Below are 13,415 nucleotides of genomic sequence, written 5' to 3'. Positions count from 1 at the left end.
GACGCGGCGACAGCGACGACGGCGGTCAACTCCCCGATCACGGCCCAGACGGCCGCCGAGTCCCCGGAGCAGCAGGTGCTGCGCGGAATCGGCGCCTCCGTACCGGCCGCCGACACCCGCGCCAAGGCCGAGGGCACCTTCCCCTACGCCGCCGACCTGTGGGCCGAGGGCCTCTTGTGGGCCGCCGTGCTGCGCTCCCCGCACGCGCACGCCCGCATCCTGTCCATCGACACCTCGGCCGCCGCCGAGATGCCCGGCGTGCGCGCCGTCGTCACCCACGCCGACGTCCCCGGCGCCACCACGCACGGCCGCCGGGTCGCGGACCGGCCGGTCTTCGCGCACGACGTGGTCCGCCACCACGGCGAGGCCATCGCCGCCGTCGCCGCCGACCACCCCGACACGGCCCGGCTCGCGGCCGCCGCCATCGCCGTCGAGTACGAGCTGCTCGACGCGGTCACCGACCCCGAGCAGGCCTTCGGCGCCCCCGCCCTGCACCCCGACGGCAACCTCATCCGGCACATCCCGCTGCGCTACGGCGACCCGGACGCCACCGGCGAGGTGGTCGTCGAGGGCCTCTACCGGATCGGCCGCCAGGATCCCGCGCCCATCGGCGCGGAGGCCGGGCTGGCCGTACCGCGCCCCGACGGCGGCGTGGAGCTGTACACCGCCTCCACCGACCCGCACTCCGACCGTGACCTGGCCGCCGCCTGCTTCGGGCTGGAGCCGGACCGGGTGCGCGTCGTGGTCACCGGGGTCCCGGGCGCCACCGCGGACCGCGAGGACGCCGCCTTCCAGCTGCCGCTGGGCCTGCTCGCCCTCCGTACGGGATGCCCGGTCAAGCTGGCCGCCACCCGCGAGGAGTCCTTCCTCGGCCACACCCACCGCCACCCCACGCTGCTGCGCTACCGCCACCACGCGGACGCGGAGGGCCGCCTGGTCAAGGTCGAGGCACAGATCCTGATGGACGCGGGCGCGTACGCCGACTCCTCCTCGGAGTCCCTGGCCGCGGCGGTGGCCTTCGCGTGCGGCCCGTACGTCGTCCCGCACGCCTTCGTCGAGGGCTGGGTCGTACGCACCAACAACCCGCCGTCGGGCCACGTGCGGGGCGAGGGCGCGATGCAGGTCTGCGCCGCGTACGAGGGCCAGATGGACAAGCTGGCCGCGGCCCTCGGCCTCGACGGGGCCGAGCTGCGCATGCGCAACGTACTGGCCACCGGCGACCTCCTGCCCACGGGCCAGACGGTCACCTGCCCGGCGCCCGTCGCCGAACTGCTGCGAGCCGTACGCGACTTCGAGCTTCCCGCGCTCCCGAAGGACACCCCGGAGGACGAGTGGCTGCTGCCCGGCGGCCCCGAGGGCGCGGGCGAGCCGGGCGCGGTGCGGCGCGGGGTCGGGTACGGGGTCGGCATGGTGCACATGCTCGGCGCGGAAGGCGCGGACGAGGTCTCCACGGCCACCGTGAAGGTCGTCAACGGCGTGGCCACGGTCATCTGCGCGGCGGTCGACACCGGCCAGGGCTTCGCCACGCTCGCCCGGCAGATCGTCCAGGAGGTGCTCGGCGTCGACGAGGTGGCGGTGGCCCCGGTCGACACCGACCAGCCCCCGGCGGGCCCGGCGGCGCACGGCCGGCACACGTGGGTCTCGGGCGGGGCGGTGGAGCGCGCGGCGAAGATGGTCCGCACCCAGCTGCTGCAGCCCATGGCCCACAAGCTCGGCATGTCCACCGAGCTGCTCCAGATCACGGACGGCCGGATCACCTCGTACGACGGCGCGTTCTCCATGACGGTCCCGGAGGCCATGGCGGGCAAGGAACTGTGGGCCACGGCCCAGTGCCGCCCCCACCCGACGGAACCGCTGGACGGCGACGGCCAGGGCGACGCCTTCGTGGGCCTGGCCTTCTGCGCGATCCGCGCGGTGGTGGACGTGGACATCGAGCTGGGCTCGGTGCGGGTGGTGGAGCTGGCCGTCGCCCAGGACGTGGGCCGCGTCCTGAACCCCCGGCAGCTGGAGGCCCGTATCGAGGCGGGCGTCACCCAGGGCGTGGGCGCGGCGCTGACGGAGAACCTCCGCACGGTCTCGGGCCTGGTCCGCCACCCGGACCTGACGGGGTACGCCCTGCCGACCGCCTTGGACGCCCCGGCGGTGCGCATCGTCAAGCTCGTGGAGGAGCGCGACGTGGTGGCCCCGTTCGGGGCGAAGGCGGCGAGCGCGGTCCCGGTGGTGACGACCCCGGCGGCGGTCGCCTCGGCGGTGCGGGCGGCCACGGGGCGCCCGGTCAACCGGCTCCCGATCCGCCCGTCGGCGGCGGTCGCCGCGCCCAACTCGTGAGCACCTGAACCGCATTGCAGCTGCAACCCGAGGGTTGGGGCTGTCCGCGCCGGTCGCTAGAGTGATCGCCGAGAGTGCCGACGCGCGCGTGCGCAGGCGCATGTGCGTGCGCGTGCGACCGGCATGCGCGTGCGAACGGCGCGACCAACGGGGACGGGGCACGGCGGCGACGCCGCGCCTACGGGGAGACGGAGACGGCCAGCGTGGCAGAGGACAACGGGGCGGGCCTGTTCGGAGTGGGCTTCGGAGCGGGCGTGGCGGACGCGATCAGGGCGCAGGCGGCTGCCCTGGCGGTCGAGTACGACTCGCTGAAGGAGTACAAGACCATGGTGGACGACCTCCTGAAGTCCCTGGAGGAATCCCCGGCGGACCACGGGAAGCTGGCGGACGGCACCCTGCCGAAGGGCACGCTGGGCACGGGCTTCGCGGAGGCGGACGCGCTGTTCACGTCGTACAACACGGTCCACACGGAGCTGCAGAAGCTGTCGAGGGGCCTGGCGGGGCAGATCGAGGCCCTGGGGATCGCGATCCTGTCGGCGGGCAAGGGGTACGGCGACGTGGACCTGGAGACGCAGCGCCGCATGGTGCTGATCGCCAAGCAGGCGCAGGAGCAGTACGTCCCGGACCGCGACCCGTACGCGAAGAAGCCGGCGGACGCGACGCACGCGGGCGAGCCCGGCGCGCAGCGGGGCGGTGAGGTCTGATGGCCACGGATTTCGAGGGATGCACGCACGCCCAGCTGCACGCGATGATCGCGTCGCTCAGCCCGGAGGCGGTGAGGACCCGCGCCACGCAGCTGACGGAGGCGGCGAAGGCCATCAAGGAGATCGGCCAGAAGCTCAAGGACCACAAGGTCGAGGGCTGGGACGGCGAGGCGGCGGTGGCCTTCCAGGAATGGGTGAACAAGGCCGGCAGCGCGACGCTGGTCCTGAGCGACTTCAGCGCCACGGGCGGCCACTGGATGACGCTGGCCGCGCAGACCATGGTCGAGGCCAGGAACAACATGCCGGCGTACAGCGCGGCGGCCGAGGCCAAGCTGAAGGACGACCTGGCGACGTCGCACGAGTACCGCAACGACCCGGACGCCCGCCAGCTGGGCCAGGAGGCGCATTCGAGGCTGAGCGGGGACCATGCGCGGGCGGTGGACGCGCTGCGGAGCCTGTCGCAGTCGTACGAGATGTCGACGACGCAGATGAACAGGGCAGAAATCCCGACGTTCCCGCCGCCGCCGCCGGTGCTCGTGCCTCCAGACCGTAGCGGAGAGCATGACGTAACACGGTCCGGCGGCGGTGGACGCTCCGTTGACGACTCCGGATCGCTTGGAGCGCCGTACGGGTCGTCCGGCGCCTCCGGTTTGACGCCGTCAAGTGACTCCCCCTTCCTCCCGGGGCAGCAACCGCACGCCGGTGGCACCTTGCCGCCGACGACCGGGGCGACATCCACTCCACTGCCGGGCATTCCGGACCGTGAGGTGAGCATGGACCTCGACCATGTCGCCACGCTGCCGCCCACCGCCCTTCACGGGGCGACGACCACACCGGGCACGATTCCCACCGGTCCGGGTGGCGGTCATATCGTTCCTGGCGGGTTCCTGCCGCCACCGCCCCTGCAGCCCCTGCCGCCGATCGGCGGCAGGACGGGCCCCGGTGGCATCGGTCCTGTCCCGGGGACCAATGGTCCCGGCGGCCTCGGCGGCAAAGCCGGTGGGGTCGGTGGCTTCACGGGGCTGCCCCCGCGTGACAGCGGCATCGTGGGTGGACGACCGGTTGCTTCCGGTGGTCCGCACGCCGGTATCCCGCGCGGCACGGTCATCGGCGCAGAAGGATCGCAGGTCGGCCGTGGTATGGGCATGGGTGGAGGCACGGGCGGCGGTGTCGGCGGGCCGCACGGTGGAGCGGCGGGAACGGCGGCAGGACGCCGTCTCGCGATGGAATCGGGAGGCGTCGTCGGAGGTCGGCAGGCCGGCACGGGTGCCCGTCCCGTCACGGGCGGGCAGCCCTTTACGCAGGGTGGCTCCGGGCCGGTCCGCAACAACGTTGCCGGGATCGGGGGCGCGGGTCATGCGGGCGGCGTCGGTGCACGTACACCCGGCAGGCGGCGCGACGGCCAAGGCGGCGAACGCCCCGACTACCTGGCCGAAGACGAAGAGACCTGGCAGGGCAACCGTCGCGTTGTCCCGCCTGTGATCGACTGAGCAGAACGGACGTGGCACGGGATGCACATGCGCAAGGCGACCGCGGCCCTTACGGGCCTGCTGCTGGCCGGAGTCGCCGCGACCCCGGCCCACGCGGCGAGCATTCGATCGCAGCAATGGCATCTCGACGCCATGAAGGCAGACGACATCTGGAAGAGGAGCACAGGCAAAGGAGTCATCGTCGCTGTCATCGACAGCGGGTTCAAGGTTCTCCCTGAACTGGAAGGCCAGTTTGTGCCCGGCAAGAGTTTCGCCGCATCGCTCGAGGGCGACGAGTTTGGCGGATCGGGAGGGCACGGAACCACGATGGCGGCAATCATTGCCGGTACTGGAAAGCATCCGACAGGTGATGGCGCGTACGGGCTTGCACCGGGTGCCAAGATCCTTCCCATCCGCGTCTCTGAAGATCAGCCGATTACGACCCCATCGTGGGCTGCAGCCATCCGGTATGCCGCAGACTCAAATGCCAGGATCATCAACCTTTCTCTCGGTACCGTCAGTAAGCCAGAGGGCGACCGCGCGCGTGCCGAAGCCGTGAAGTATGCGCTTTCGAAAGGGAAGCTAGTCTTCGCTGCCGTCGGCAACTCGGGGGACACGACTAACGAAGTTGAATACCCGGGTGCAACGCCTGGGGTGGTAGGTGTCGGGGCCGTCGGTGCCGACGGTGAGCCAACCAAGGAATCGCAGCACGGTCCGCAGGTGGACATGGCAGCCCCGGGCATCGACATCTTCTCCGCCTGTGGCGGTGCGACGGGGGTCTGCAAGAGCCACGGCACCAGTGACGCCTCCGCCCTCGCCTCCGCCTCCGCCGCCCTCCTCTGGTCCGCCCACCCCGACTGGACCAACAACCAGATCCTCCGTGTCCTGCTGAACACCGCCGGCGGGCCCGTCGACGGCTCCGAGCGCAACGACTACGTCGGCTACGGCGTCGTCCGCCCCCGCATCGCGCTGCCCACCCCCGGCGACCCCGGTCCCGCCGACGTGTTTCCGCTGCCCGACCTCGCCGCCGCCGACGCGGCGGCCACGTCCCCGGAGCCCTCGGGCGGCGGCACGGCGTCGCAGTCGCCCGTGCCGCAGGCCGGGGAAGCCCAGAAGGCGGAAGAAGGCAGCGGGCTCCTGCCCTGGCTCGGCATCGGGCTGGGAGCCTGCCTGCTGATCGGCGGAGCCGTCACCGCCGTCGTCGTACGCCGTTCCAACCGCTGATCGCATCGGACCCAATCCCACCCCACCCCACCCCACCCCATCCCATCCGATTCTGATCCGACCTGATCCAAAGAGGGAGTTCACGCGATGTCGTTCGACGAGGAATGGTCGGCGGCGCGCGCCACGGCCACCGCCAGTGTCGCCATGCGGCTCAACCAGCTGGCTCCCGAGCCCGGTGGCGGCGGTGGCGCAAGCGACCTCGAAGTCAACCAGGACCACATCGGCGCCATCGGCACCGAGGCCTACAAACTCCACTCCCGCCTCCAGACCGACGGCAAGCACGCGGCCACCGCCACCACCGAGGCGGCCGGCGCGCTGACGAAGGAGAACTTCGCGAGCGGGGCAGCGCTGTCCAAGGCCCAGACCACGTGGGAGAGCCAGGTGAAGACCCTCGTGGCGGCCTGCGCGAACATCTCCAACGGCCTGAACTACTCTCTCTCCTCCCACGCCAAGGACGAGCAGCAGCTCCACGCCGACTTCACCTCGTCCGCGCTCAACGAGTACCTCAAGTAGGGCGCCGGCATGCTGACGTACGAAAACGTGATCAACGCGCCGGTCGACAAGCTGCAGACGGCCGCGACCGACTGGCAGGCGATGGCCGGCAAGCTCGACGAGATGGCCCGGGCGGCCCGTGACGGCATGAAGGCGAAGGCCGACAAGGCCCAGTGGAGCGGGGTCACGGCCGGGGTGGCGCGGGAGTTCGTCGCCAAGACGGCGAAGGAGTTCGAGGACGCGGCCAAGGAGGCCAAGGGCGTCCACAAGGCCCTGACCGAGGGTCTCGCCGTCTTCAAGTCCTCCAAGGAGCAACTGAAGAAGATCGCGACCGAGGAGGCGCCCGCGGCCGGATTCCAGGTCGACGCCTCCGGGCGGGTGTCCGCCGTACCGGCGAAGACGGAGGGGGAGCGGAACGCGGCGCGCCATGACCCCGACTACCAGCAGTCCCTGCGGGAGAACCGGGGTCTGTGGCAACAGAAAATCGACGCCATCGTCGAGAACTGTGACGACGTCGACCAGTCCCTGTCCCGCCTGCTCGGCGCCAACGTCACCGACACGCGCGACTTCAGCGGACCCACATATGCCGGCCTCGACGCCGAACAGGCCGGCCGCGCCGCAGGTCTGGCCAAGAAGGGACGCGGGCTCAGCCACGACGAGCTCGTGGAGCTCAACGAGTTGCTCGCGGACAACGCGAAGGTCCCGGAGTTCTCGAAGAACTTCTACGAGACACTCGGCCCCAAGGGCGCCCTCGAATTCTTCGGTCACATGTCGACGGACACGTACGACTACTCGAAGCTGGACGAGCAGCGGCTGAAAGACGTCCAGGAACTCCAAAAGAACCTTGGTCTCAACCTTGCCACGGCCACGAACTCCAAGACCGAACCGCACCTTCCCGACAGCTTCGCGCAGGAGCTGCGCAAACTCGGCACCCAGCACATCCCGCTGGTGAGATACGACCAGAACCCGCCGTACGGATACCAGCTGCTCGGCGGCATCATGCGGCACGGCAACTACGACCCCAGGTTCCTGGTGCCGATCGCCGAGCACGCCACCCAGATCCACGCGAAGGACCCGGACTTCTTCAACGGGACCCGGCACCTGAACGGGTACGGCAAGAACATGCTCAACCCGTCCGGGGTCAACGGCGCCGGCTACGACCCGGTGGTCAGCTTCCTGGAAGCGATGGGCCACAGCCCGGAGGCCGCGCGGCAGTTCTTCGACCCCGACCGCGCGCCGCACGCGTACAACCAGGATGGGACGGAAAAATCCGGTGCGGCCGACCTCGGCAAGGGCGCGGACAAGAAACCGATCACGAGCTACCTCGACTTCTTCGGCAACGAGAAGTACGACTTCACGATCGACATGGAGGGGACCAACCCCGACGATCTGAAGAAGGTCCAGCAGTACATGCCGGACGCGCTGGGGCACGCCCTGGAGGCCGCGACGCTGGGCCACGCGTGGGACGATCCGTCGCCGACGCTGGAGCGGGACGACACCTCGGCGAGCATCATGAAGGAGGTCGTCGCCAAGTACGGAAGCGACGCCGGCCTGCTCAAGGCGCACGAATCGTTGGCCGACAGCGTGGGCAACATGACCGCCGGATACATTGACGACGTTAACCGTGCCCTGACAGAGAACGACCCGAACACCCCATTCGAGCCCAAGAGTTCGACCGGGCACGTGACTCTCGAACGGGACGAGGTCCGCAAGCTCCTGAGCGCACTGGGTCAGCACCCTGACGCCTACGCCACGGTGTCCACTGCCGAACGGGTCTACTCGACGTCAGTCCTGGAGGCCCAGGTCGGACCCGACGGGCAGATCGATAAGGGAGCTGCGCGGGAGACCGTCCGGGTGGGCGCGGAAGTGCAGGGCATGCTTGACAAGTCCCGCGCCGACCAAGTGCAAGAGCACCACGTGGCGAAAGACGAGGAGTACAACAAGGCGCTGGAGAAGCGCAGCGCGTGGATCGAGTTCGGCACCGGTGCGGCGATCGCTGCCGGAGTGGCATTCCTCCCGGCGACGGCTGCCGTGGGCGCCGCAGCCATCATGGTCCCGCTTGCCGTGGACGTCGGCAGCGGTGCGCTGGAGCAGATGGCCGGCCAGGTGGTGGGGGATTGGTCGGAGGCGGAGCAGAAGAAGCACGAGGACGACTCGAAGAAGGAATTGCGGGAGCAGAAGAGCGAGATCTACCGCGCGGGCGAGGAGACGATGCAGGGGCCCTCAAGGTCCTTCATCAACCAGCACAACGTGCGTGAGAGCGATTCGGCCTTCGCCGAGGACCTGCGCCAGGCCGCTCTGATCGGCTACGGGACGGGCGCCGACCGAGAGGACCAGCAGGGCCATGACCCGCAGTGAGAAGAGGGGCCCCGCGCAGCGGGGAGCGGCAATCGTGGGGGTGGCAGCAGCGCTCCTGCTCGTCGGCTGCGGGGGCGGGGGCGGGGGAGACGGCGAGGGGAAGGCCGAGGTGCCCGTGGCCGCCGCGGAGGCGTGCCACGGGCTGTTCCGCGGAGACGGTGGCGCAGCGCTCCGGGTGGCGTCGGGAGCCGAGGCCTTCGCCCCGTCGACGGACGGGGAGAGTGCGAAGGACGCCGCGGGGAAGCTGGCCGCGGAGCCGATGGACGACGGTGCGTGGCGGGAGCACCGCATCTGCTCCGTACGGAAGGGCACGGAGGCGGGCGTCGCCGACCTGACCGTGACGGCCGAGCGGGTACGGCCCGGTGTCGCGGACGCCGCGCAGACCGGCCCGGGGGCCGCGCGGTACGCGCTGGCTCGCGGAGCGTGGGCCGACGCGAGCAAGGCGGTCGTGTACATCGACTGCGTCAGCCCCCGGTTGCAGGGTGCGGACGGAGCCTCGCCGGCCGTCGTGGCGGTGCGGGCCTGGAACCGGGATTTCCCCCGAGGAGATGACGCCAAGTACCGCGAGGCCAACCTCGCGCTCGCCCACGCGGCTGCGCTCCCGCTGGTCGAGGCACTGGGCTGCGAGGACAACGGTGGCGTACCGGATCGGCTGACCGTGCAGAGGACCCCGACGACGGGCTGAGCCGCGCCGATCGCGGATCGGTCGGAGCGTGTACGGTCCGTCCGGCGGCCCTGGGCCGGCCCCGTCGGGAGGTCGGCGTCCAGCGAGTTCGGCAACGACTTCGCCGAGTCGATGCGGATCGGGTACGAGTCCGGCAATTCTGTGGCCCGCCAGCGGGGCCATGAATCGCAGACGAAGGGGGTCAAGTGAACCGCGATCGGATGTCGAGCCCGCTGTGGGGGCCGGCCGTCACCCTGGTGGTCCTCGGCACGGTGGCCGCGGGCTGTTCCACGGGGGGATCGGAGCAGCCGGCGCCGGCCGCGGAGCCGCAGAAGGTTCCGGTAGCCCAGGTCTGCACCGGCCTCTTTCCCGCCGCGGGGGGCGAGGCCCTGGAGCGCGTCCTTGGATCCACGGAGTTCAGGATCCGCGACGCGCAGAAGAATCCAGGTGTGCGGGCGGTCGCTCAGGCGATGGAAGACGCCTATCGGGCCGGTGCCAGGGTTCGGGACATGCCCGAAGCGACCTGCGAGGTCGCGGGAGAGCCGAAAGGGTCCCGCTTCGCGACGGCGCGGGTGCGCTTCACCGCCTTCAGCAAGAACGCCGCGGACCCGGCCGACCTTCCGGGCGTGGGCGCCCGCGACCCGCGGGTTTGGACGGAGTCGAAGCAGCTCTACCTCACGTACGACTGCGTCAGCCCCCGCGTCGGCTCCACCCAGGCCGTCCCGCTGCAGATCCGAGTGTTGGTCCACGCACAAGGCGGCGGGAACGAGGGCGAAGCCGGTCCCGGACAGGACCAGCTGACCGTCATCCACTCGGCGGCGCTGTCCGTGGCGAGGGACCTCGGCTGCGCGAACAACGCCGGCCTTCCCGAACAGGCGCAGAACCTGCCGAAGCCGGGCACGAGCGTGGGCCCCTGACCCCAGGCGGGCCGGGCACGGCGAAGGCCGCCCAGGGGAGCGTCTGTCCCCGGGCGGCCGCGCCGCGAAGCCGTGACCGGAATCGAACCGGCGTAACTCGCTTCGCAGATATGTCCCAGCGGGAACTGAAGTGGTTCGCCGCGTTCGCGCGGGGACAGGACCACGTGTGCACGTGCTGAGGGTCGGTGTAGAGCCCTACGGTGCCGTCCATCTCGACCGTGATCCCCGTACTGCGCGCCCACCGCAAGGCCCAGGACGCGGAGCGGCAGCGGTTGGGAAGCGCTGGGCAGAAGGGGAGTGGGTGTTCCCCGACGAGCACGGGCGCAGCCACTCCCACCGCCGTGACTGGGCAGAGTAAAAGGCTCTTCTGGCCGAGGCGCACGTGCGGGACGGGCGACACGATGCACGCCACACGGCCGCGACGGTTCCGCTGGAGCCCGGGGCACCCGTGCCCGGGGGCCTACGCGAGAGAGGCGCTTACGGGGTCGATGCAGCGCTCCATGAGAGGGCGGTGGTACGGCCCTCCAGCTTTTTATGAAGCAATTATTGAATCGTATTACAAGTACGCCTTGTGGCAGTTGCGTAAATCGCCGGGCGGTGGTCTCCTGAAAGAAGAGGGGTGTAGTAGATAACGGAGGAAGGCGAGGGGATTGGTCGCCGTCTTGACGATGGATAAACTGCGCTGCGAGGACCCTCAAGATTCCAACATCGACGAGATAATGATCCAGGCCAACGGTATGCAGATCTGGCCTTTCTCTGGATTCTTCTCCATCGGTGCAGGTCTAGAGGTTCCACTCGGTGTCAACTTCGCCTTCAAGGGTGAAGTCACCGTTGTCCTACTCGATCAGGAGGATCTAGGAACCGATGACGACCTTGGTGGAGTCATTATTTCTGAGGGTGACACTAACGGTCCCGAGCGGTTCGATATCACTGGGGATGACTTCCACTACGTCCTGACCTACCGAGTAAAGGTTGTCGAATGAGGGAGGTGACGATCGTGGCCGAAAGGGTCGTGAAACTCACGAGGCTCCGGTGTAATGACACCGACGACGACGACGTCGACGAGCTTTTCATGTTCCACAACGGAACAAAGTTCTGGCCGCCTTCGGGCATCTTCTCCATGGTGCAGGCTACCGAAGTAGGGTTCGATACCCTCTTCCCCTTCGGTGGAGATGAAAGCAAGAGGATCAGCCTGCGGGATGACGAGAGTCCGCTGGGTTCCGACTCGCTCGGATTTGTGGACGTATCCCGCTTTGAGCCAAACGGAGAACACTCGAAAAACTTCGCCGGCGGCGTCGGCGGGAGCTACACGCTGACGTACCGCATCGGGGACCTGAGCATTTGAGATTCAAGGCCGGCTGAGTCTCTGTAGGAGCGGCTCGCGATCCTGGGCGCCCCGGGTGAGGTCTCCGTCTTGTTGCGTCGGATGCCAGGCGGCGTAAGCGAGACGAGAACCGAGACGAATGGCGAGTGGGTGGTACCCGTTACGGGGCGCCACCCACTCGTTTTGCCTGTCCGGGCATCCAGAAGCCGTGACCGGAATCGAACCGGTGTAACTCGCTTTGCAGGCGAGTCCCTCAACCACTCGGGCACACGGCTGTGAGGTGGTGATGGGTACGACCGTACGGGGGCCCGCGGGGTGGCGGAAGGCCCCCGCCGGGGCCGCAACACGACTGCCATGCCGCGTTCACAGTGCCCGACGGCGCGGGTCTCCGGGCGGAGGCCCGGAACCGTCGGATGGACAGGGTCGAACGATGGCTACGCACCTTACTCTGGGGCGATGAGTGCCCTTGAACCCCGCGCGACCCAGACAGCCGCCCCGGCCCCGGCCGCGCCGCCGCCGGGCGGAGTCATGGGGGCCGCGTACCGGACGCTCAGCATCGGGATCATCTCCGTCGTCTTCCTGATCGCGTTCGAGGCCACCGCCGTCGGCACGGCCATGCCCGTGGCCGCCCGCGAGCTGGAGGGAATCGGGCTCTACGCCTTCGCCTTCTCCGCCTACTTCACGACGAGCCTCTTCGGCATGGTCCTGTCCGGCCAGTGGGCCGACCGCCAGGGGCCGCTGCGGCCCCTCACCGTCGGCATCGGGGCCTTCGCCGCCGGGCTCGTCCTCTCCGGCACGGCCGGGGCCATGTGGGTGTTCGTGCTCGGCCGGGCCGTGCAGGGCTTCGGCGGCGGGCTGGTGATCGTCGCGCTCTACGTGGTCGTCAGCCGGGCCTACGAGGAGCGGCTGCGCCCCGCGATCATGGCGGCCTTCGCCGCGAGCTGGGTGGTGCCCTCCATCGTGGGGCCGCTGGCCTCCGGGACGGTGACCGAGCACCTCGGGTGGCGGTGGGTGTTCCTCGGGATACCGGCCCTGGTGGTGGTACCGCTGGTGGTCGCCCTGCCCGCCATACGGCGGACCGCCTCCGGCCCCGTCGACACCGGCGGGCGGCCCGCGGCCTTCGACCGGCGCCGGATTCGGCTGGCCTTCGGCATCTCGGCCGGCGCGGGGCTGCTCCAGTACGCCGCCCAGGACCTGCGGTGGCCGTCCCTGCTCCCGGCAGCCGCGGGCGCGGCGCTGCTGGTGCCGGCCGTGCGGGGGCTGCTGCCGCGCGGTACGTACCGGGCGCGGCGCGGGCTGCCGTCGGTGGTGCTGCTGCGCGGGGTGGCGGCCGGGTCGTTCATCGCGGCGGAGAGCTTCGTGCCGCTGATGCTGGTCACGCAGCGGGGGCTCAGCCCGACGATGGCCGGCTTCTCGCTCGCGCTGGGCGGGCTGACCTGGGCGGGCGGCTCGTGGGTGCAGTCGAAGAGGGGTGCGGAGCCGTACCGGGAACGGCTGATGGTCGGCGGGATGATCATGGTGGCGGTGGCCATCGCGGCCGCCCCGGCGGTACTGGTCCAGTCCGTGCCGGTCTGGACCCTGGCCCTGGCCTGGGCGGTGGGCTGCCTGGGGATGGGCCTGGTGATCGGCTCGACGAGCGTGCTGCTGCTGAAGCTGTCGGCGCCGGAGGAGGCGGGGGCCAACTCCGCGGCCCTGCAGATCTCCGACGCGCTGGCGAACGTGGTGCTGCTGGCCGGGGGCGGCGCCGCGTTCGCCGCGCTGGGCGGCGGAGCGGTGGGCGCCGCGCACTCCGTGGCGGACGCCGCGGGCGGGCCCTCGCACCCGGGGGCCTTCGTGGTGGTCTTCCTCCCGATGGCGTGCGTCGCGCTGGTGGGGGCGTGGGTGGCGACCCGCCTGTACGACGACCGGTGAGGTGAGCGCTGCCGGGTTCGAACC

Annotated in this window: 11 protein-coding genes, 1 tRNA gene and 1 pseudogene; 12 read left to right on the top strand and 1 reads right to left on the bottom strand. The window is 70.3% G+C overall.

Annotated features, from left to right (window positions below; genetic code table 11):
- Positions 1 to 36: 36 nt before the first annotated feature.
- The 11 genes and pseudogenes from ACFWU6_RS16895 to ACFWU6_RS16845 all read left to right on the top strand — a co-directional run bounded on the left by ACFWU6_RS16895 (position 37) and on the right by ACFWU6_RS16845 (position 11,501).
- Positions 37 to 2,328 carry a xanthine dehydrogenase family protein molybdopterin-binding subunit gene (locus tag ACFWU6_RS16895; RefSeq protein WP_383981730.1) on the top strand — a complete coding sequence of 764 codons (2,292 nt, stop codon included), beginning with the start codon at positions 37 to 39 and terminating at the stop codon, positions 2,326 to 2,328.
- A 203-nt stretch (positions 2,329 to 2,531) separates the two neighbouring features.
- Positions 2,532 to 3,032 carry a hypothetical protein gene (locus ACFWU6_RS16890; protein ID WP_383805765.1) on the top strand — a complete coding sequence of 167 codons (501 nt, stop codon included), beginning with the start codon at positions 2,532 to 2,534 and terminating at the stop codon, positions 3,030 to 3,032.
- The gene (locus tag ACFWU6_RS16885; RefSeq protein WP_383981696.1) at positions 3,032 to 4,522 is read left to right on the top strand and encodes a WXG100 family type VII secretion target; all 1,491 of its coding nucleotides are present in this window, start codon (positions 3,032 to 3,034) and stop codon (positions 4,520 to 4,522) included. The genes ACFWU6_RS16890 and ACFWU6_RS16885 overlap by 1 nt, the downstream gene beginning before the upstream one ends.
- A 27-nt stretch (positions 4,523 to 4,549) precedes the next feature.
- On the top strand, positions 4,550 to 5,725 hold the full coding sequence (mycP, locus tag ACFWU6_RS16880) for a type VII secretion-associated serine protease mycosin (RefSeq protein WP_383981694.1): 1,176 nt from the start codon (positions 4,550 to 4,552) through the stop codon (positions 5,723 to 5,725).
- 87 nt (positions 5,726 to 5,812) lie between these two features.
- Entirely contained in the window at positions 5,813 to 6,238 is a 426-nt protein-coding gene (locus ACFWU6_RS16875) for a hypothetical protein (RefSeq protein WP_383805760.1), read from the top strand.
- Positions 6,239 to 6,247: 9 nt separating this feature from the next.
- Positions 6,248 to 8,575 (top strand): hypothetical protein, encoded by a 2,328-nt coding sequence (locus ACFWU6_RS16870; RefSeq protein ID WP_383981692.1) that lies wholly within the window; start codon positions 6,248 to 6,250, stop codon positions 8,573 to 8,575.
- Positions 8,576 to 8,615: 40 nt separating this feature from the next.
- The gene (locus ACFWU6_RS16865) at positions 8,616 to 9,260 is read left to right on the top strand and encodes a hypothetical protein (protein WP_383981690.1); all 645 of its coding nucleotides are present in this window, start codon (positions 8,616 to 8,618) and stop codon (positions 9,258 to 9,260) included.
- A gap of 185 nt (positions 9,261 to 9,445) precedes the next feature.
- Positions 9,446 to 10,156, top strand: a complete 711-nt coding sequence (locus ACFWU6_RS16860) for a hypothetical protein (RefSeq protein ID WP_383981688.1) — start codon at positions 9,446 to 9,448, stop codon at positions 10,154 to 10,156.
- Between the two features lie 218 nt (positions 10,157 to 10,374).
- Positions 10,375 to 10,604: pseudogene (locus tag ACFWU6_RS16855) on the top strand (site-specific integrase); the annotation flags it as partial.
- A 214-nt stretch (positions 10,605 to 10,818) separates the two neighbouring features.
- Entirely contained in the window at positions 10,819 to 11,139 is a 321-nt protein-coding gene (locus ACFWU6_RS16850; protein WP_383805756.1) for a hypothetical protein, read from the top strand.
- Positions 11,136 to 11,501: a hypothetical protein gene (locus ACFWU6_RS16845; RefSeq protein WP_383805754.1), complete on the top strand. Its 366-nt coding sequence runs from the start codon at positions 11,136 to 11,138 to the stop codon at positions 11,499 to 11,501. Before ACFWU6_RS16850 ends, ACFWU6_RS16845 begins: the two co-directional genes overlap by 4 nt.
- 182 nt (positions 11,502 to 11,683) lie before the next feature.
- Here the strand turns inward: ACFWU6_RS16845 and ACFWU6_RS16840 are convergent.
- Positions 11,684 to 11,755, bottom strand: a tRNA-Cys gene (locus tag ACFWU6_RS16840).
- A 181-nt stretch (positions 11,756 to 11,936) separates the two neighbouring features.
- On the opposite strand from ACFWU6_RS16840, the gene ACFWU6_RS16835 reads away from it, so the two are divergent.
- On the top strand, positions 11,937 to 13,391 hold the full coding sequence (locus tag ACFWU6_RS16835; RefSeq protein WP_383805752.1) for an MFS transporter: 1,455 nt from the start codon (positions 11,937 to 11,939) through the stop codon (positions 13,389 to 13,391).
- Positions 13,392 to 13,415 lie beyond the last annotated feature (24 nt).

The sequence above is a fragment of the Streptomyces sp. NPDC058674 genome, assembly GCF_042716505.1.
GTDB lineage: Bacteria > Actinomycetota > Actinomycetes > Streptomycetales > Streptomycetaceae > Streptomyces.
This window is presented reverse-complemented; position numbering and strand designations above follow the sequence as displayed.